At 68.0% G+C, this 20,102-nt stretch carries 14 protein-coding genes; 11 read left to right on the plus strand and 3 right to left on the minus strand.

Going from position 1 to position 20,102, the window contains the following annotated elements:
• Positions 1-572: 572 nt before the first annotated feature.
• A complete protein-coding gene (locus QA802_RS32650) occupies positions 573-1,085 on the plus strand; it encodes a helix-hairpin-helix domain-containing protein (protein ID WP_334530291.1) in 513 nt (170 codons plus the stop codon).
• Between the two features lie 278 nt (positions 1,086-1,363).
• Here the strand turns inward: QA802_RS32650 and QA802_RS32655 are convergent, their stop codons facing one another.
• A complete protein-coding gene (locus tag QA802_RS32655; RefSeq protein ID WP_334530294.1) occupies positions 1,364-2,893 on the minus strand; it encodes a helix-turn-helix domain-containing protein in 1,530 nt (509 codons plus the stop codon).
• Between the two features lie 64 nt (positions 2,894-2,957).
• Positions 2,958-3,158: a DUF4236 domain-containing protein gene (locus tag QA802_RS32660; protein WP_319169602.1), complete on the minus strand. Its 201-nt coding sequence runs from the start codon at positions 3,156-3,158 to the stop codon at positions 2,958-2,960.
• A gap of 359 nt (positions 3,159-3,517) precedes the next feature.
• On the opposite strand from QA802_RS32660, the gene QA802_RS32665 reads away from it, so the two are divergent.
• The 6 genes from QA802_RS32665 (at position 3,518) to QA802_RS32690 (ending at position 13,651) form a co-directional block, all read left to right on the plus strand.
• The gene (locus QA802_RS32665) at positions 3,518-4,417 is read left to right on the plus strand and encodes an aminoglycoside phosphotransferase family protein (protein WP_334530300.1); all 900 of its coding nucleotides are present in this window, start codon (positions 3,518-3,520) and stop codon (positions 4,415-4,417) included.
• A gap of 361 nt (positions 4,418-4,778) precedes the next feature.
• A complete protein-coding gene (acnA, locus tag QA802_RS32670) occupies positions 4,779-7,496 on the plus strand; it encodes an aconitate hydratase AcnA (protein ID WP_334530303.1) in 2,718 nt (905 codons plus the stop codon).
• A 359-nt stretch (positions 7,497-7,855) separates the two neighbouring features.
• Positions 7,856-8,434, plus strand: coding sequence for a carboxymuconolactone decarboxylase family protein (locus tag QA802_RS32675; RefSeq protein WP_334530306.1), 579 nt, complete (start codon positions 7,856-7,858; stop codon positions 8,432-8,434).
• The gene (locus QA802_RS32680) at positions 8,431-9,291 is read left to right on the plus strand and encodes an RNA polymerase sigma-70 factor (RefSeq protein WP_334530308.1); all 861 of its coding nucleotides are present in this window, start codon (positions 8,431-8,433) and stop codon (positions 9,289-9,291) included. The genes QA802_RS32675 and QA802_RS32680 overlap by 4 nt, the downstream gene beginning before the upstream one ends.
• A 1,062-nt stretch (positions 9,292-10,353) precedes the next feature.
• A complete protein-coding gene (locus QA802_RS32685; RefSeq protein ID WP_334530310.1) occupies positions 10,354-11,424 on the plus strand; it encodes a lytic polysaccharide monooxygenase auxiliary activity family 9 protein in 1,071 nt (356 codons plus the stop codon).
• A gap of 427 nt (positions 11,425-11,851) precedes the next feature.
• The gene (locus QA802_RS32690) at positions 11,852-13,651 is read left to right on the plus strand and encodes a TlrC/CarA/OleB/SrmB family ABC-F type ribosomal protection protein (RefSeq protein WP_443042207.1); all 1,800 of its coding nucleotides are present in this window, start codon (positions 11,852-11,854) and stop codon (positions 13,649-13,651) included.
• Here the strand turns inward: QA802_RS32690 and QA802_RS32695 are convergent.
• Positions 13,636-14,628, minus strand: a complete 993-nt coding sequence (locus QA802_RS32695) for an acetylxylan esterase (protein WP_334530313.1) — start codon at positions 14,626-14,628, stop codon at positions 13,636-13,638. The two genes, QA802_RS32690 and QA802_RS32695, sit on opposite strands and share 16 nt — an antisense overlap.
• 280 nt (positions 14,629-14,908) lie before the next feature.
• Here QA802_RS32695 and QA802_RS32700 point away from each other — a divergent pair, with 280 nt between their 5' ends.
• From QA802_RS32700 to QA802_RS32715, 4 genes are read left to right on the plus strand one after another with little or no spacing between them, the layout of a single operon-like run.
• Positions 14,909-15,898 carry an ABC transporter permease gene (locus QA802_RS32700; protein ID WP_334530316.1) on the plus strand — a complete coding sequence of 330 codons (990 nt, stop codon included), beginning with the start codon at positions 14,909-14,911 and terminating at the stop codon, positions 15,896-15,898.
• A gap of 38 nt (positions 15,899-15,936) precedes the next feature.
• Positions 15,937-16,809 carry a carbohydrate ABC transporter permease gene (locus QA802_RS32705; RefSeq protein WP_334530319.1) on the plus strand — a complete coding sequence of 291 codons (873 nt, stop codon included), beginning with the start codon at positions 15,937-15,939 and terminating at the stop codon, positions 16,807-16,809.
• A 31-nt stretch (positions 16,810-16,840) separates the two neighbouring features.
• Entirely contained in the window at positions 16,841-18,496 is a 1,656-nt protein-coding gene (locus tag QA802_RS32710; protein WP_334530322.1) for an ABC transporter substrate-binding protein, read from the plus strand.
• Positions 18,493-20,079: a GH39 family glycosyl hydrolase gene (locus tag QA802_RS32715; RefSeq protein WP_334530325.1), complete on the plus strand. Its 1,587-nt coding sequence runs from the start codon at positions 18,493-18,495 to the stop codon at positions 20,077-20,079. The genes QA802_RS32710 and QA802_RS32715 overlap by 4 nt, the downstream gene beginning before the upstream one ends.
• The last annotated feature ends 23 nt before the right edge of the window (positions 20,080-20,102 follow it).

A 20,102-nucleotide genomic window follows, 5' to 3' on the forward strand; every position in this document is an offset into this window, starting at 1 on the left:
CCCGTGGCGACCGCGTCGTCCTGACCCTCGGCAGGCGCGGCCTGACCCTGCCGGCCTCCTTGCTGCCCTTCCTCACCGACCTGCTCTCCCGCACCCGGTTCCGCCCTTCGGACCTTCCCGACCCAGGCGGCAGGGAGCTCCGCGACCGTGCGCTCGGTCGGCTGCTCGCCGAAGGCGTGCTGGACACTGCCCGACTGATCCGGTCGTGCGCGCCCGGGCCGGTCAGGCCCGGCCCTGCGCTTCGTTCTCCGCATCCGGACCGTCAGCCGGTGCGGGCGACTCGTCTCGCCGCTGTCACGGCCCGGACCCGGACGACGCTTCGACGACTGACTGTCGGTGGCGCGTGCCACGACGGACCCGCATCGGGACGGCGCAGCGACGGATGCGGGACGAGTGCGCGGGTCGGCGGGGGGTGGGGATGGAGGCGGACGAGGCACCGCAGGCCGGGCGGCGGGTCCGGGAGTGGTGCGTACAGGGCGAGCGGCTGTACGACGCCTCCCGAACCCTGCTCACCGATCACGCCCGTGCCCTGGACGCCGTGCGCTCCGTCCTCCCCGCTCAGGGACGAACTCGTGGCGAAGGAGCTGGAGTTCATCCCGGTCTCCCGGCTGAAGGACGTCACCGAGGGGCGGCTGCGGCTGGCCGCGATCGAGGCGGCCGATCTCCGCTCGGTGCGCGCCGTGTACGAGGCGAACCGCTACGAGCTGCGGCAGATCCCCGGCGTCGGCGCCCAGACCGCCGAGCAGGCGCTCGCCGCGGCCCGGCAGATCGCGCGGGCGGTGGAGGAGACCGTCTCCTACGCATCGACGTCGACCGGCCCGAGCCCCGGATCGAACGCTCTGGTCCGCGCGCTGTACCGGCTGGTCGAGGCCGGCCCCGAGCTGCGGCGCGCCGTGGACACCGCCGACTCTCCAACGGGCTGTGAACGCTCTTGCTCGCGATGCCCCAGGCGCCTTCCCGCACCGAGCGCCGCGTCGCGACTGGCAGGACGACAGCATCGAGTTCGGCCGGGTCGCCGTGGAGTTCGCCCCCGACAGCACTTCGGAGACCGGGCCCGGCGGGAGCTACGACGTGCCGTCGTTTGAGTTCGCCGCCCGATTCGACCTGCGTCAACTGCTCGGCACTGTGGACCTCGTGGGCCTGGACGGCCGGCGTGCCTCCGCTGGGGCGCCCGCACGCGGGGCAGTGAGCCGGGAAACGGCCCTGACCTGGCCCTGTTCCCGGATTCGCTCCGGCCCACAAGGATGACGCCTTCGGTCCCGACCAAAAGTCCCAGAATAGTCCCAGAGGCGCCGCCACGCCCCCTCGTGCCTCATGTTTACGCAGGTCAGAAGGGGTATGGCGGCCTCTTTCCCGATGACCTTCAGATGTCCCGGAAGATCTCGATCTGCGCGCCGATCGAGTTCAGCCGCTCGGCCAGATCCTCGTAACCGCGGTTGATGACGTACACGTTGCGCAGCACGGACGTGCCTTCCGCCGCCATCATCGCCAGCAGGACGACCACGGCGGGGCGCAGGGCCGGCGGGCACATCATCTCGGCGGCGCGCCAGCGTGTCGGGCCCTCCACCAACACCCGGTGCGGGTCGAGGAGTTGCAGACGCCCGCCGAGCCGGTTGAGGTCCGTGAGGTAGATGGCCCGGTTGTCGTACACCCAGTCGTGGATGAGGGTCTTGCCCTGGGCGACGGCCGCGATGGCCGCGAAGAACGGGACGTTGTCGATGTTCAGGCCGGGGAACGGCATCGGGTGGATCTTGTCGATCGGCGCCTCCAGCTTGGAGGGCCGTACCGTGAGGTCCACCAGCCGGGTGCGGCCGTTGTCGGCCGGGTACTCCGGCGTGCGGTCGTGGTCCAGGCCCATCTCCTCCAGGACCGCCAGCTCGATCTCCAGGAACTCGATGGGCACCCGCCGCACCGTCAGCTCCGACTCCGTGACGACGGCGGCGGCCAGCAGACTCATCGCCTCGACCGGGTCCTCGGAAGGGGAGTAGTCCACGTCCACGTCGATGTCCGGCACGCCGTGCACGGTGAGCGTCGTGCTGCCGATGCCCTCGACCCGGACGCCGAGCGCCTCCAGGAAGAAACACAGATCCTGGACCATGTAGTTGGAGGAAGCGTTACGGATGACAGTTACCCCGTCGTACCGGGCGGCCGCCAGCAACGCGTTTTCGGTAACCGTGTCGCCGCGCTCGGTCAGCACGATCGGCCGGTCCGGGCGGACGGCGCGGTCGACGACGGCGTGGTACTGCCCCTCCGTCGCCGCGACGTCCAGCCCGAACCGGCGCAGGGCGATCATGTGCGGCTCGATGGTCCGGGTCCCGAGGTCGCAGCCGCCCGCGTAGGGCAGCTTGAAGTGGGTCATCCGGTGCAGCAGCGGACCGAGGAACATGATGATGGAGCGCGTGCGCACGGCGGCCTCGGCGTCGATCGCCGCCATGTCCAGCTCGGCCGGCGGCACGATCTCCAGGTCGACGCCGCCGTTGATCCAGCGCGTCCGTACACCGATGGATCCGAGGACCTCGAGCAGCCGGTAGACCTCCTCGATGCGGGCGACCCGACGCAGCACCGTGCGCCCCTGGTTGAGCAGCGACGCGCACAGCAGGGCCACGCACGCGTTCTTGCTGGTCTTCACGTCGATCGCGCCGGACAGCCGGCGGCCGCCCACGACCCGCAGATGCATCGGCCCCGCGTAGCCCAGAGAGACGATCTCGCTGTCCAGGGCTTCACCGATGCGAGCGATCATCTCAAGGCTGATGTTCTGGTTGCCCCGCTCGATGCGGTTGACGGCACTCTGGCTGGTTCCGAGCGCCTCGGCCAGCTGTGCCTGTGTCCAGCCCCGGTGCTGCCGGGCGTCACGGATGAGCTTGCCGATGCGTACGAGGTAGTCGTCTGCCATGAGGCTGAGGTTATCTCAGATATGAGATCGCGCATCCTGAGGGGGCCGTTCGGGTGACATGCCGTCAACGCCGCCTGGCGTGACGGGTACGACGCCAGCCGAAAGGTCCGGGCAAATCCATCGATGTCGTACGACGTCCAGTGCTGCTGTGTGTCTGACGCGGCCCGTGCCGGCCGCCGCCGGTCGTGATCGACCAGGAATGCCGGTTGATGTTCAGCCGCACACCGGGGAGGATGCGGAAACTCTTGCGGAAAGTGAGGGGCATCGGGCCTCCTTCGTCCGGGGAGTGCTTGTCCGCTCTCGTCTACCCCGACCGGGCGGGCCCATGGCGCGCGTTCAGGAACCGTCCCGCCGTAACGCTGTCGCGCCGCCACCCGTCGCGCACAGCGCGGTCACGCCGCCACCGTGTGCCGCGCGTCGGCCGGCCGTTTGTCCGGCCGGCAGAACGGCGTCGGTCGAGGATGTACGGGGCTCCGTACGGGCGGGCGAGTGCTTCGCGAACCGGCGGTTTTCCCGCCCTGGACGGCGTGGGCGGCCGGCGCGGCGGCTGTCGTCTCAACTGGGCTGACTGGTCCGTTGTCGGCGTTTCCCATAGGGCCAGTGGAAGGGCATACGAGATTGAGCATGCACGATGACCAAGTGGACGTGACCACCGAAAAAGTTACGACCTTGATCCACGAACAGTTTCCCCAGTGGAGCGGCGAGGCGATCCGACCCCTGGCGTCGACCGGGACGGTCCACGCCATTTTCCGCATCGGAAACGACCTCTCTGCGCGTTTCCCCCTGCGTCTGGCCGATGCTGCCGAGGTGCTGGCGGTCCTGGAACAGGAAGCCCGGGCGAGCGCGGAGCTGGCACAGGTGTCTCGGGTCCCCGCCCCGGAGCCCGTCGCCCTGGGAAAGCCGGGAGCGGGTTACCCCATGCCGTGGTCGGTCCAGACGTGGTTGCCGGGGACGATCGCCTCCGATGCCGACCCGAGCGGATCGGACGCTTTTGCCGAGGACCTCGCGGCCTTCATCGCGGCCCTGCGGGACGCCGGGACGCGGGGGCGGCATTTCAGCGGCGCACATCGTGGCGGCGTTCTCGCTCACCACGACGAGTGGATGGCGAAGTGCTTCGAGGAGAGTGCGGAGCTGCTCGATGTGCCCCGGCTGCGCCAGGTGTGGAGCCGCTTTCGCACCTTGCCGCGCGCGGGTGCCGACGTGATGAGCCATGGTGACTTGATTCCCGGCAATGTACTTGTCGCGGGAGGCCGGCTCAGCGGCGTGCTCGACACCGGCGGCTTCGGCCCGGCCGACCCCGCGCTGGATCTGGTCAGTGCCTGGCACCTCTTGCAGTCGGGCCCGCGGGAAGTGCTCCGGCGGAGACTCGACTGTGACGATCTGGAGTGGGAGCGCGGCAAGGCGTGGGCGTTCGAACAGGCGATGGGGGTCGTCTGGTACTACGTCGAGAGCAATCCGACGATGAGCGCGATGGGGCGGCGGACGCTCGCCCGCATTCTGGAGTCGATGGGTGACGCGCCCTGAGCGTCGGCCGGCGGCGACAGAGACGATCGCGTGCCGCCCCAGCGACAACAGCACCGATGGGAAACGACCGGCCGAGCCGGGACACCTCGGCCCGTTTCAGGAAACTACTGAGCGCGGACCGCGGCCCCCGTGGCGAGCGATCCTCAGACGCCTGGATCGGATGACAGCGGACAGGCGAGCCCGGGCATGACCATCCAGCCCCTATGTACTAGAGTTATCTCGACATCGAGATATCTGCCGAAGGCGCACCGCAGCCGTCGTTCAGTAAGGGTTACCTAATTTAGCCTGACCTCAGCGGATCGGCCAAGCCCCGCGTGACGCAGGATGCGGTGGTACGCGCACATCAATGAAGGAGACTGTCGTGTCGGCGAACAGCTTCGACGCCCGCAGCACGCTGCAGGTGGGCGACGAGTCGTACGAGATCTTCCGGCTGGACAAGGTGGAAGGCTCGGCTCGCCTTCCGTACAGCCTGAAGGTGCTGCTGGAGAACCTGCTCCGTACCGAGGACGGCGCGAACATCACCGCCGACCACATCCGTGCCCTCGGCGGCTGGGACTCGCAGGCCCAGCCGTCGCAGGAGATCCAGTTCACGCCGGCCCGCGTGATCATGCAGGACTTCACCGGCGTTCCGTGTGTCGTCGACCTCGCCACCATGCGTGAGGCCGTCAAGGCGCTCGGCGGCGACCCGGCGAAGGTCAACCCGCTCTCCCCGGCCGAGCTGGTCATCGACCACTCCGTCATCGCCGACAAGTTCGGCACCAACGACGCCTTCGCCCAGAACGTCGAGCTGGAGTACGGGCGCAACAAGGAGCGCTACCAGTTCCTGCGCTGGGGCCAGACCGCGTTCGACGACTTCAAGGTCGTCCCGCCGGGCACCGGCATCGTCCACCAGGTGAACATCGAGCACCTGGCCCGGACCGTCATGGTCCGTAACGGGCAGGCGTACCCCGACACCCTGGTCGGCACCGACTCGCACACCACCATGGTCAACGGCCTCGGTGTGCTGGGCTGGGGCGTCGGCGGCATCGAGGCCGAGGCCGCGATGCTCGGGCAACCGGTTTCGATGCTGATCCCGCGCGTCGTCGGCTTCAAGCTGACCGGTGAGCTGCCCACCGGCACCACCGCCACCGACCTCGTCCTCACGATCACCGAGATGCTGCGCAAGCACGGCGTCGTCGGCAAGTTCGTCGAGTTCTACGGTGAGGGCGTCGCCGCCACCTCCCTCGCGAACCGCGCCACCATCGGCAACATGTCGCCGGAGTTCGGCTCCACCGCCGCGATCTTCCCGATCGACGACGAGACCCTGAAGTACCTCAAGCTCACCGGCCGCTCCGAGCAGCAGGTCGCGCTCGTCGAGGCGTACGCCAAGCAGCAGGGCCTCTGGCTGGACCCGAAGGCCGAGCCCGACTTCTCCGAGAAGCTCGAGCTGGACCTCTCCACCGTCGTCCCGTCGATCGCCGGCCCGAAGCGCCCGCAGGACCGCATCGTCCTCGCGAACGCCGCCGAGCAGTTCAAGGTCGACGTGCGCAACTACGTCGACAGCGTGGACGAGGCGGGCCAGGAGTCCTTCCCGGCCTCCGACGCCCCGGCCGTCGCCCCGAACGGCTCCCCGTCCAACCCGGTCACCGTGACCGCCGCGGACGGCTCGACGTACGAGATCGACCACGGCGCGGTGACCGTCGCGGCCATCACCTCCTGCACCAACACCTCCAACCCGTACGTCATGGTCGCCGCCGCGCTCGTCGCGAAGAAGGCCGTGGAGAAGGGCCTGACCCGCAAGCCGTGGGTCAAGACCACCCTCGCCCCGGGTTCGAAGGTCGTCACCGACTACTTCGACAAGGCCGGTCTCACGCCGTACCTCGACAAGGTCGGCTTCAACCTGGTCGGCTACGGCTGCACCACCTGCATCGGCAACTCCGGCCCGCTGCCGGAGGAGGTCTCCAAGGCCGTCAACGACCATGATCTCGCGGTGACTTCGGTCCTCTCCGGCAACCGGAACTTCGAGGGCCGCATCAACCCCGACGTCAAGATGAACTACCTGGCCTCCCCGCCGCTGGTCGTCGCGTACGCCCTCGCGGGCTCCATGAAGGTGGACATCACCAAGGACGCCCTGGGCATCGACCAGGACGGCAACCCGGTCTTCCTCAAGGACATCTGGCCTTCCGAGGCCGAGGTCAACGACGTCGTGGCGAACGCCATCGGCGAGGACATGTTCAACAAGTCCTACCAGGACGTCTTCGCGGGCGACGCCCAGTGGCAGGCGCTGCCGATCCCGACCGGCAACACCTTCGAGTGGGACGCCGAGTCGACCTACGTCCGCAAGCCCCCGTACTTCGAGGGCATGACGATGGAGACCACCCCGGTCTCCGACATCACCGGCGCCCGCGTGCTGGCCAAGCTGGGTGATTCGGTCACCACCGACCACATCTCCCCGGCCGGCGCCATCAAGGCCGACACCCCGGCCGGCAAGTACCTCACCGAGCACGGTGTGGAGCGTCGTGACTTCAACTCCTACGGCTCCCGCCGAGGCAACCACGAGGTCATGATCCGCGGCACGTTCGCCAACATCCGCCTGCGCAACCAGATCGCGCCGGGGACGGAAGGCGGTTACACCCGCGACTTCACCCAGGACGGCGGTCCGGTGTCGTTCATCTACGACGCCTCCCGCAACTACATCGAGCAGGGCGTCCCGCTGGCCATCCTGGCCGGCAAGGAGTACGGCTCGGGCTCGTCCCGGGACTGGGCCGCCAAGGGCACCGCACTGCTCGGCGTCAAGGCCGTCATCGCCGAGTCGTACGAGCGCATCCACCGCTCTAACCTCATCGGCATGGGCGTGCTCCCGCTGCAGTACCCGGAGGGCGCCTCCGCCGAGTCCCTCGGTCTGACCGGCGAGGAGACCTTCTCCTTCACCGGCGTCGAGGAGCTCAACAACGGCACCACGCCGCGCACGGTCAAGGTCACCACCGACACCGGCGTCGAGTTCGACGCGGTCGTCCGCATCGACACTCCCGGTGAGGCCGACTACTACCGCAACGGCGGCATCATGCAGTACGTGCTGCGCAGCCTGATCCGAAAGTAACAGGCACAGCAAGCGGTTCGGCAACGTCCAGGAGCCGACGGAACGCGTGCGAGAAACTGCTCGAGGGCCGTATCCCCGGTGACGGGGGTGCGGCCCTTCGCCGTGCTCGTCCCGAGTCATGTGAGTCATGTGAGTCATGAGAGTCGTGACCGACCTGTGGATCGGACACGGGGTTCCTTCGGCCCCCGGGACGGAACCCGCGCAGGGACCGGCACCCCCGGTTCCGGAACGTGACACACACGCCGGCCACGGCGAACAGCTGCGGGGCTCGCCGGGGCGGCGGTGGGTGTCACACGTGGGGACCGGGCGGTGTCTTCATGCCGAACATCCCCACAGGGACGCGGACAAGGAGAGACACCATGACACTGCGCCTGCCGAAGGCCGAGCTTCCCGCCGAGCTCAAAGAGAACATGATCAAGCAGCTGGGCGCCGTGCCCGAGAACGTCGAGGTGCTGTGGCACCACCCCCGGGTGGCGCAGGACAACCTGGAGCTCGGCGCCAGGGTGGGGGCGTGGGAGTCGGTCGAGGCGAGCCTGAAATCGTTTGCGCACATGGCTGTCGCGTCGCAGGTCGGCTGCAGCTGGTGCCTGGACGTCGGCTATTTCCAGGCACAGAACGAGAACCTGGATCCGGCCAGGGCGAGCCAGGTGCCGCGCTGGCGGGAAGCGGACGTGTTCACGGCGTTGGAGCGCGACGTCATGGGGTACGCCGAGGCGATGACGAACACGCCGCCGACCGTCACCGACGAACAGTACGCCGCCCTCCTCGAGCGGCTCGGGACGGCGGCGATGGTGGAGCTCACCGCGTTCATCGCCTACGTCAACCTGGCGACCAGGGCGAATGTCGCGAACGGGGTCACCTCGCAGGGCCTCTCCGACGCGTGCGGGATCCCGTTGGCCAAGCGCCCGGCGACGTCCCGCGCAGGGTCCACGGCATGACGGCGGACCCGTTCGTCGCCCACCGCAGCCTGCTGTTCACCGTCGCCTACGAGATGCTCGGCTCCGCTGCCGACGCGGAGGACGTGCTGCAGGAGACCTGGTTGCGGTGGGCCGGCGTCGACCGGTCACGGATCGGCGCCCCGCGGGCGTACCTCGTCCGCGCCGTCACCCGTCAGGCACTCAATCGCATGCGCACCCTCGCACGCCGCCGCGAGGACTATGTGGGCGAATGGCTGCCCGAACCCCTGCTGACCCACCCCGACGTGGCCGACGACGTCGAACTCGCGGAAAGCGTCTCCATCGCGATGCTGACCGTCCTGGAGACGCTCACACCGGTGGAACGCGCGGTGTTCGTGCTCCGCGAGGTCTTCGACATGCCGTACGGCGAGGTCGCCGAAGCCGTGGGCAGGACCCCCGCCGCGGTCCGGCAGGTCGCCCGGCGGGCCCGGGACCACGTCGCCGCCCGACAGCCACGCGTCAAGGTGAGCCGGTCGGAGCACAAGGCCGTCGTGGACCGATTCGTCACCGCGCTGCACACCGGGCGCATCCAGGACCTCTTGGAGATCATGGCGCCGGACGTGGTCCTCGTCGCCGACGGAGGCGGGATCACGGCCGCCGCTCCGGCCCCCGTCCACGGGGCCGAACTCGTGGCGGCGATGCTCGCCGGCACCGACCGGGCCACCTTCGAAACCACGACGGTATGTCTCAACGGCGCCTCCGCGATCCGGATCGGATCCGACACGGTGGGAGCCACGGTCAGCCTCGTGATCGAGGACGGGCGCATCACCCGGATCTACGCGACGTCCAACCCGCAGAAGCTGACACGACTCGACACACCAACAGATCTCACCCGGTAGCTGCAGCCCGGGTGTTCCGGGGATGCCTACAGCCGGAAACACCCGGGAAGCGTTGCCATCGGTCGCGGAACGACACGGGCCGCGACCTCACCGCACCCAGGGGGCAGCGCTTCGAATGGCAGTTACCGACAGTTATAGACGGTTACCGACTGCCACTGGCAGCCGCTCGCAGCCAGGTAGCAGCCGCTTCCGCCTGCGCAGCCACCCCCGCGGGCTACGCAGGCCGGCGCGCACGAGAAGGCGGACACGCTCGTCTTCGACCTGGCCGGGCCGTTTTCCGGCGAAGCCGAATCGTGTTTCCAGCGTCCTGCGACGACCACGCCACCGCGCCGGTAATCTGGTGTGTGCGGTGATGCAGGGTTCCAGCTGTTTCCGGCGAGGACACGCCGGGCACCGCCGTGCCCCGGAAGCGGTGAGGTGGCGGCCGGGGAGGAGCGAGGCCACGGCCACGGGCGAGAAGTGTGGTGCATGAAAGCGCCGTTGGCCACGTTTCCTGCTCTCGGTGTCATTCGGGTTCGGGCCGGGGGCCGCAGCAAGTCACAGGCCGTCGTGGCCTTGCGCCAGGGCTTGCCGCGCAGCCGACGCCGATCCCCGAGGTTCGGTTCCGCCGGTTTCCCGCCGGGTGGGCCGCCCGCTCGGCCAGGGGGCTCCGGCGGTGGCACCCAACTCGGGCATCCGCCGCATCCCTTGCATCCCTTCCCTCTCTCGTATCCCTCGCAGCTCTTGAAGTCTCAGGTCCGCTGCGGTGCTCGCCGAAGAAACCTTCTGCGCATACGCGAAACGCTGCGCTTCCCCGTTTACAAGTGGGCCGCACGGCGCTACCTTCCGCCACAGGTGAAGTGGGAGCGCTCCCATAATGTTCGCTCCGACGGACCGGAACCTGCCGGACCGAGCTGGGACGCTCCCGCTTCGCGTGATCGACATGCCAGGACGGCGCTGCATCGAACCCGCAACGTCTTGGAACTCCTGCCGAACCGCGTTACCCGTCCCCGCATCCGCAGTGCACCCCATGTCTGCACGGTCCGTACACGGAAGGCGGACTCATTGAGCATGAAAACTGTCATGATCGCGTCAAATTCGGGCGCGAGGTCGCATTTACGCACCCGAGCTCTTCTCCTCGTCCTCATGGCCCTGTTGGCCACCGTCCCCGCACTCGGTCTGATCGTGACCGCCGGCGGAAAGGCGGAAGCTCATGGAACCCCCATGAAACCCGCCAGCCGCACTTTCCTGTGCTGGCAGGACGCGCTGACCAACACCGGTGAGATCAAACCCATCAACCCGGCCTGCAAGAACGCGCAACAGGTAAGCGGTACCACACCGTTCTACAACTGGTTCTCGGTGCTGCGTTCCGACGGAGCAGGCCGTACCCGCGGCTTCGTACCGGACGGTCAGTTGTGCAGTGGCGGCAACACCAACTTCACCGGGTTCAACGCGGCCCGCAGCGACTGGCCGCTCACCCACCTCACCTCGGGTGCGACCGTCGACTTCTCCTACAACGCCTGGGCCGCACACCCGGGTTGGTTCTACGTCTACGTCACCAAGGACGGCTTCGACCCGACCCGCACGCTCGGCTGGGACGACCTCGAGGACCAGCCCTTCCTCTCCGTCGACCACCCACCCCTCAACGGCAGCCCCGGCACGGTCGAGGCCAACTACTCCTGGACCGGTCAGCTCCCGGCCAACAAGTCCGGCCGCCACATCATCTACATGGTCTGGCAGCGCTCCGACAGTGCCGAGACCTTCTACTCCTGCTCCGACGTCGTCTTCGACGGCGGGAACGGTGAGGTGACCGGGATCCACGAACCGGGCAACCCGGGCGAGCCGGTCCCCGGTACCTGCACGGCGTCCCGCAGAACCACCAACACCTGGAACGGCGGCTACCAGTCGGAGGTGACCGTCACCAACTCGGGTGACGTCCCGATGCTCGGCTGGATGGTCGACTGGACGCTGCCCGGCGGTCAGTCGGTGGTGAGCCTCTGGAGCGGCAACGCGACCTACAACGGACAGGCGGTGATGGTCCACAACGCCGACTGGAACGGTTCGTTGAGCCCGGGCCAGAGCACGACGTTCGGATACGTGGTCTCCGGCGCGGGAGGTGACAGCGCCACGAGCCTCCCCTGCAGGGTCGGTTGAGCGAAAGCAACTCCGAGCGGACTGCTCTGCGCAGCCGGTGGGCGAGTGAGCCACGCCCACCGGCTCCGCCGGCCGGACCGCGCCGAGAGGGCGGGGTGGCGGCCCGGAGTGTGCTCCGTCCGATGGCGTCGCTGGACGGCGCCGCGTGCGTCGACACCCGGCGCCGCCGCCCCAGCCCCACCTTTGACGACTGCTGTGATCAACGGTCAACGCCCCACCTGCCGGGCCGAGTCGGCAGGAGGCCGACCGAAATCCCTTTGCCTCCGATCGGGCCGGCCACGTAGCGTCCTGCCCATGGGAACCCTGTGACAGCCCCCCGCCCGACCGCGTAGAGCACCGCTCCGCCGTCGTGGCGCGCCGATTCCTGTCGAATCCGTTCCACCGGCCTGTTTCGTGTTTTCCCCGGGCCGAGAACAGGGGCTTTTCCATGCATGTGCCATCTTTCCCGTCGGCCGGGCGGCCGGCCCGAACCATTCCGACCCCTACCGACCGGAGGACTCCGCCCACCCGCGGGCCTCGGCCCACACCTCTTCCCGGCCTCTCCCCGTCCCCCCCTTCCTCCCCCTCCTCCCAACTGTCCCTGCGGGGAGTCACCAAGCGCTATGACGATCGCCGTGTGCTCGATCAGGTTTCCTTCAGTCTCACCCCCGGTGAGAAGGTCGGCGTGATCGGTGACAACGGGGCGGGAAAGTCCACGCTGCTCCGTCTCCTCGCCGACGTCGAACGCCCCGATACCGGGGAGGTCACCGTGGTGGCACCCGGAGGAACGGGCTACCTGGCCCAGACGCTCGGTCTCCCCGCGGAGGCCACCGTCCAGGACGCCGTCGACCTGGCGCTGAAGGAACTCCGCGCGCTGGAGTCGGGGCTGCGACGGACCGAAGTCGCCCTGTCCCACGTCACCCAGGGTGAGGAACTCGAAGCGACGCTCGTCGCGTACGCCCGGCTGACCGAGCGGTACGAGGCACGCGACGGCTACGGCGCCGACGCCCGCGTCGATGCCGCGCTGCACGGCCTCGGTCTCCCGGGACTGGCCCGGAGCCGATCGCTCGGGACGCTCTCCGGCGGTGAGCGGTCGCGGCTGGCGCTGGCGGCGACGCTGGCGTCCCGCCCGGAGCTGCTGCTCCTCGACGAGCCGACGAACGACCTGGACGACCGGGCCGTCGGCTGGCTCGAGGCGCATCTGCGGGCGCACCGTGGCACCGTCGTCGCAGTCACCCACGACCGCGTGTTTCTGGAACGCATTACCGCCACCGTCCTGGAGGTGGACAGCGGCCGAGTCACCCGCCACGGAAACGGTTACGCAGGTTACCTCGCAGCCAAGGCCACCGAACGCCGTCGACGCCAATTTCAGTACGACGAATGGCGTGCGGAGCTCGACCGCAGCCGCCGGTTGGCCGATACCCATGCGGCCCGCCTGGACGGCATTCCTCGGAAAGCGGCGAAAGCCGGTTTCGGCCACGGTGCGTTCCGGGCACGCGGACGGGCCCACGGAGCGATGAGCAGGATCCGCAACGCCAAGGAGCGGACCGAGCGGCTCATCGCCCACCCGGTCACGCCACCCCCGGACCCGCTGACCTTCGCCGCCCGCATCGACACCGCGGGCAGGACGTCCCACGGGCCGGCCGCACAGCTCGACGACGTGGTGGTGAAGGGCCGACTGGACGTACCGGAGTTCCGGCTCGGCACCGCGGAGCGGCTGCTCGTCACCGGACCCAATGGAGCGGGCAAGAGCACCTTGCTGAGCGTCCTGGCCGGCGAACTGCATCCGGACACGGGCACGGCGAGGGTGCCCGGCAGGGTGGGGCACCTGCGACAGGAGCAGTCTCCGTGGCCGCCAAGCTTCACGGTGCTTGCCGCGTTCGCCCACGGACGCTCGGGCGACCGGGGCGAACAGGCCGACCGGCTGTTGTCTCTGGGGCTGTTCGAGCCGAGCCAACTGCACTTGCGCGTATTCGAGTTGTCGTACGGGCAGCGACGGCGGATCGAGCTCGCCCGTCTGGTGAGCGAGCCGGTGGATCTGCTTCTGCTCGACGAGCCCACCAACCATCTCTCGCCCGCCCTGGTCGAGGAGCTGGAGGCGGCGCTCGCCGACTACGCCGGCGCGGTGGTGCTGGTGACCCACGACCGTCGGATGCGGGCACGCTTCACCGGTTCCCGGCTGGAGCTGACCGCGGGGACGGTGGTCGGCGGCGCGCAGCGGTCGGACGGCGATCAGTCGGCCAACTGAAGTCCCAGCCAATCGAGTTGTCGTCTCACCTGCTCTGCCTCGCCCCCTTCGTGCCCGTTGAACGGATAGGCGTGGATCTCCTTGCGGGGACGCGCGCCGTCGCTCAGTTCGCCGTACCGGTTGAACGCCGCGTACACCCCGCTCGGCGGGCAGACCGTGTCGCGCAGGCCCGTGCCGAAGTGGGCGGGGGCCTGCGCGCGGCGGGCGAAGGACACGCCCTCCACATAAGAAAGGGTTCGGTAGGCGGTTTCCTCGCTGCCGCGGCGGACGGAGAGGTAGGCGGCGATCTCGCCGTACGGTCCCGCGTCAGTCAGCGCCAACGCCCGCCGGATCCCACACAGGAACGGAGCCGTGACGAGAACGGCGGCCAGATCGTGGACCAGGCCCGCGACAGCCAATGCCAGTCCGCCGCCCTGGCTGTTGCCGACGGCGGCCGTGCGCTCCGGGTCGACGCCGGGCAGCGACCGCACTGCCGTCACCGCGCGCACCGCGTCCGTGATCAGACGTCGGTAGTGGTAGTCCAGCGGGGAGAGAAGGCCGCGGACGGCCGGGCCGGGGCCGCTGGACACGACGGTGTGCGGGTCGGGGGTGTCGCCCCCGCTGCCGTACTGGTCGCCCTGGCCGCGATTGTCCATCAACAGGTGTGCGTAGCCTGCGTTCACCCAGGTCAGTCGCTCATGAGGAAGGCCGCGGCCGCGTCCGTAGCCGACGTACTCGACGACTGCGGGCAACGGTTCCCGCGGACCGGCCGGGAGGCTGAACCAGGCTCGGATCGGATCACCTGCGAAACCCCGGAACGTCACGTCCCAGGTCCGCGTCAGTCGGAGACCGGTTTCGACAGGGCGTACCGACACCAGCGGGTCGTGCTGCGCTGCCTCTTTCCGGGCGGCAGCCCAGTACGCGTCGAAGTCGGCGGGCTCGTCGGGTTCGGGGCGGTGGCGTTCCAGATCCCGTAGCGGCAGGTCGAACGCGGGCACGAGGGCACCTCACAGGGGTGGTGGGCCAACGATTGTTGCGCTGGACATCCAGAAATTTGCGGAGAACGGTAACACTCGACTCGCTGCGTACCCCTGCATCTACCCGATCGGCAGCGGACTTCAACGCCGCGAGACGTCCCACCGGTCCGCCGTGCAGCAACCATTGACAGCGGTTTCCAGAACCCCGTACGTTTCCGCAGAGTTACCGGTAAGGGCACGAAAGTTTCGAGATCACACGTTGAGATCCGAGTGTTTCGAGAACGCCCCGGGAGGCCCGAGCATGAGCACCTCCACCACATCGGCCCCACCCCCCGACACCCAGGACCCGGCTGCGAAGACCCCGCACGGCTCCCCTCGGCCCACCGCGCGCCGCGGCTGGCGGAGAGCGTGGCGCCGGGACTGGCGGCTGTACTCGCTGGCCGTCCTGCCCCTGCTGTTCTTCCTGGTCTTCCGCTATCTGCCGATGGTCGGCAACGTGATCGCCTTCCGCCGCTTCGAGCCCGGCGGTTCGATCCTGGGGGAGCAGTGGGTGGGGTTGCGATATGTGCGGATGTTCCTGACCGATCCCACCTTCTGGCAGGTCTTCCGCAACACCCTGTGGCTCGGCGGGCTGACGCTGCTGTTCTGTTTCCCTCTACCGCTCGTCCTGGCGTTGTTGCTCAACGAGGTGCGCCGGCGTTCCCTGCGACGGTTCGTGCAATCGGTTTCGTACCTTCCGCACTTCCTGTCGATCGTGATCGTCGCGGGCATCACCCTGCAGATGCTGGCCACGGACGGTCCGGTCAACCATGCGCTCTCTCTGCTCGGCCACGATCCGGTGCGGTTCATCCAGGAGCCGGGCTGGTTCCGTACGGTCTACGTCGGTTCGGAGATCTGGCAGACCGCCGGCTGGGGCACGATCCTTTACCTCGCCGCGCTCACCACGATCGACGAGGACCTCTACGAGGCCGCCCGCATCGACGGCGCGAACCGCTTGCGGCAGATCTGGCATGTCACGCTGCCCGGGATCCGCCCCACCATGATCACGCTGCTGATCCTCAACGTCGGCACGTTCATGGCGGTCGGCTTCGAAAAGGTCCTGTTGCTGTACAACCCGCTGACCTATCCCACGGCCGACGTGATCTCCACGTACCTCTACCGTGCCGGCGTCGAGTCCAACAGTTTCAGCTACGCCGCCGCGATCGGCCTGTTCGAAGCGATCATCGGCCTTGTCCTGATCACGAGCGCGAACCAGTTGTCGCGCCGCACCGTCGGGACGAGCCTGTGGTGAGCCTCCTGTCGCCTCGCGCCCCACGTCCGCGCACGTCAGTGAGCCAGCCGACTCGCGGTTACCGCGTTTTCCAGGGCGCCAACGGAGTGATCCTCACGCTCGTCGTTCTGGTGACCCTGTACCCCTTCGTCAACATCATCGCCCGGTCCTTCAGTGGTGAAGGGCACATCCGGGCAGGCGAAGTGACCCTGTGGCCGAAGGGGTTCAACCTCACCACATACAGAATCGTCGTCCAGGACTCGATGTTCTGGCGAAACTACGGCAACACCGTTTTCTACACGGTCGTCTCCACGGTCCTCGCCATGGTGCTGACCACGTCCTACGCCTACGTCCTGTCGAAGCGGAACCTCAAGGGGCGCGGACTGCTCGTCGGTGTGGCGGTGTTCACCATGTTCTTCACCGGCGGACTGATCCCCCACTACGTCCTGGTCACCAGCCTCGGCCTGAAGAACTCCGTCTGGGCCATCGCCCTGCCGAACGCGATCAGCGTCTTCAACCTGCTGGTGATGAAGGCCTTCTTCGAGAGCCTTCCGACCGAGCTCGAGGAAGCAGCCGAGATCGACGGCCTGAGCACCTACGGAATTCTGCTCAGGATCGTGCTACCGCTGTCCAAGGCCGTCATCGCGACGATGGTTCTCTTCTACACGGTGTCCTTCTGGAACTCCTGGTTCTCGGCCTACCTCTACATGGACCGCACCGACCTCATGCCGGTCACCGTCTACCTGCGCAACCTCATCGCGGGGGCTACCACCGGGGGAAACGCCGGCGCCGCCACCGAACAGCTGAGCCAGGCCGGGGCGAACATCCAGGCGGTCACGATCGTGCTGACCTCGCTTCCGATCCTCTGCGTGTACCCGTTCGTCCAGCGCTTCTTCGTCTCGGGCGTGATGCTCGGCGCGGTCAAGGGCTGAATCCGTACCCCCTCGGAACAAGGGAGCACCCGTGAAGAACGCCGGTCAGTTGTCTCGACGTCAGGTCCTCACGGCCGCAGGCCTCGTCGGCCTCGCTTCCCTCACCGGCTGCGGAAGCGGCGACGAAGGTGAGGACGGCAAGGACCTTTCCAAGAAACAGAACGGAGCAATGAAGGAGTACCGCGCCGGCGAACAGTTCAAAGCGTCGAAACCGCTGTCCTTCTCTCTTCTGCACAACAACAACCCGGTCTATCCGATGAAGGACGGCTGGCTGTTCTGGAAGGAACTGACCCGGCGCACCGGTGTCACCCTGAAGCCGATCGCCGTCCCGCTGAGCGACTACGAGAAGAAACGCAGTGTCCTCATCGGCGCGGGAGACGCACCGTTCCTCATCCCCAAGACGTACCACCCCTCGGAAGTCGCCTTCGTCTCGTCGGGCGCGATTCTCCCGGTCAGCGAGTACACGCATCTCATGCCCAACTTCCGCGACAAGGTCAGAAAATGGAAGCTGGAGCCGGAACTCGACTCCATCCGGCAGTCCGACGGCAAGTATTACCTCCTGCCCGGTCTGCACGAAAAGGTCAAGTCCGGCTATTCGCTGTCGTTTCGCACCGACGTCCTGGGCAAGCTCGGACTGAGCCTGCCCACCACCTGGGACGAGGTGTACGACGTCTTCAAGGCGCTCAGGGCCGAGTACCCGGACCGGTACCCGTTCTCGGACCGATGGAGCACCAACACCCCGTTCCCCGCAGCCGCGTTGTGCAGCTACCTCGGCCAGTCCTTCGGCGTGCGGGCAGGCTGGACCTACGACAACATCAGCTTCGACGCCAAGAAGGACGCGTTCGTCTTCACCGGCGCGACGGACGGCTACCGCCAGATGGTCGAGTACCTGAGGAAACTGGTCGCCGAGAAGCTGATGGATCCGGAGAGCTTCACCCAGACCGACGACAACGCGTTGCAGAAACTGCTGGGTCAGAAAACCTTCGCGATCAGCGCCAACCCGCAGGAGCTGGTCCAGAGCTACCGCTACAACCTGGAGAAACAGGTCAAGGGCGCGACCATCGAGATGATCCCGGTTCCGCTCGGCCCGGCCGGACCGGTCGTACTGGGCGGCGCCCGGCTGGAGAACGGACTCATGATCTCCACCAAGGCCCTCAAGAGCGACACCTTCGTCGCGATGATGCAGTTCGTCGACTGGCTGTGGTACTCGGACGAGGGGCAGCGATTCGCCAAATGGGGTGTGCAGGGCACCACTTACGCCCACACCGGCGGACAGTACCGGCCGAGCCCAGGAATCAGTCTCATGGGCTCGGACCCGGACGCCCCGAAAGACCTGCAGAAGGACTACGGCTTCTTCAACGGCGTGTTCACCTACGGCGGCAGCTGGGCACTGGTCTCTTCCTCCTTCAGCCCGGACGAGAAGAAGTTCCAGGACACGATGTCGCAACGCGAGCAACTGCCCATCGGGCCGGCACACCCGCTGCAGTCCGTGGAACAGGAGCAGGCCTCCCTCTGGGACACGCCGCTGAGGGACCACGTCACCCAGAACACGCTCAAGTTCGCCCTCGGCAAACGCCCGCTGTCCGATTGGGAGAACTACCTGAGCGAGCTCAAAGGCAAGAACATGGACCGGCTCGTCGAACTGCACAACAAGGCGCGTGAGCGGTTCGAGAAGGAGAAGGCGTGATCCGGGTCCCCGCGGAGCCCGTGGGCCGGCACACCGATGCCTGGCGTCATTGCGTCGGCACCGGCCGCGTCGAGCTCGCCCTGCGCCGCGACTACCAGGACTCCCTCGCCCTGATACAACGAGAAATCGGTTTCCGCCACATCCGCGGCCATGGTCTGCTCAGTGACGGCATGGGCGTGTACCGGCCGTACGACCACGAGGGCGCACGTCGCGTCCATCATGCCTTCACCTACGTCGATCAGGTCGTCGACGCGTATCTCGAGGCAGGTCTTCGGCCCTTCGTCGAACTCGGTTTCATGCCGCAGGACTTGGCCTCCGGGTCGCAGACGGTCTTCTGGTGGCACGGCAACGTCACCCCGCCCCGCTCGTACCGCGAGTGGGCGGACCTGGTGCGTGCGGTCGTCGTCCATCTCGTGGACCGCTACGGCATCGACGAGGTCCGCACCTGGCCGATCGAGGTGTGGAACGAGCCCAATCTGCCCGACTTCTGGCAGGGCGCGGACGAGACGGCCTACCACCGCCTCTACGAGGTCACCGCCCACGCCGTGAAGGAGGTGGACGCCGCTCTCCAGGTCGGCGGCCCGGCGATCTCCCCGGGCGCCGACGACTGGCTGGAACGTTTCGCTGAGTTCGCGGAACAGCGCGAGGCGCCCGTCGACTTCGTCTCGAAGCACTCCTACAGCTCGGGACCCGCACAACACGTCCCCTTCGGCGTCCACCAGACGCTGGCTCCGGCGTCCGACCTGCTCGATCAGTTCGCCACGCCACGCGAACGCCTCAAGGGCACCCGGCTGGCTGATCTGCCGGTGCACATCACCGAGTTCAACTCCTCCTACCGTCCCGACAACCCGATCCACGACACCGCGTTCCACGCCGCTTACCTGGCTCCGGTCCTCGCGCAAGGCGGTGACCTGGCGGACTCCTTCTCGTACTGGACGTTCAGCGACATGTTCGAGGAGACCGGCGTCCCCACGGGCCTGTTCCACGGCGGCTTCGGCCTGCTCACCCACCGGCAGGTCAGGAAGCCCACGTACCACCTGTACGCCTTCATGGCCCGGACGGGTCCCGACCTCCTCGCCCGCGGCGACGACCACCTGGTCACCCGGCACCCCGACGGCCGGGTCACGGTCCTGGCCTGGGCGCCCGTCGACCCGACCGGCCAGACCCCGGGCACCGGCCGCCACGAGCTGCGCCTCTCCCTCCCGGTCGCGACCCGAGGAAGCCTGGAAACCCGAAGAAGCGGGGTGCGAACGGGCCAGGAGACCGAAGGGGGCAGGGAGGCCGGAGAGGTACAGCAGGTCTTCGTCCGCCGTTCCAGCGTCGACGAGGAACGCGGAAACGCTTACACAACGTGGCGGCACATGGGCAGCCCACGCTCACCGAAACCCGCACAACTGGACGTCCTGCACCAGGCGGCGGAGCCCGCCCGCAGTCACTGCAGGCTGCCCGTGCGGCAGGGCCGGGCCGAGCTGAACCTCGTCCTCGCCCGCCACGAGATCACCTTCGTCGAGCTGACCCCCGTCGCCGACGAGACGCCGCCCTGGTGGGACGAACGGCGCCTGCTCGGCCGGGCGGCCCCATGAGCCCCACAACACCCGTGAGCCCC

The organism is Streptomyces sp. B21-105 (assembly GCF_036898465.1).
Taxonomy (GTDB): domain Bacteria; phylum Actinomycetota; class Actinomycetes; order Streptomycetales; family Streptomycetaceae; genus Streptomyces.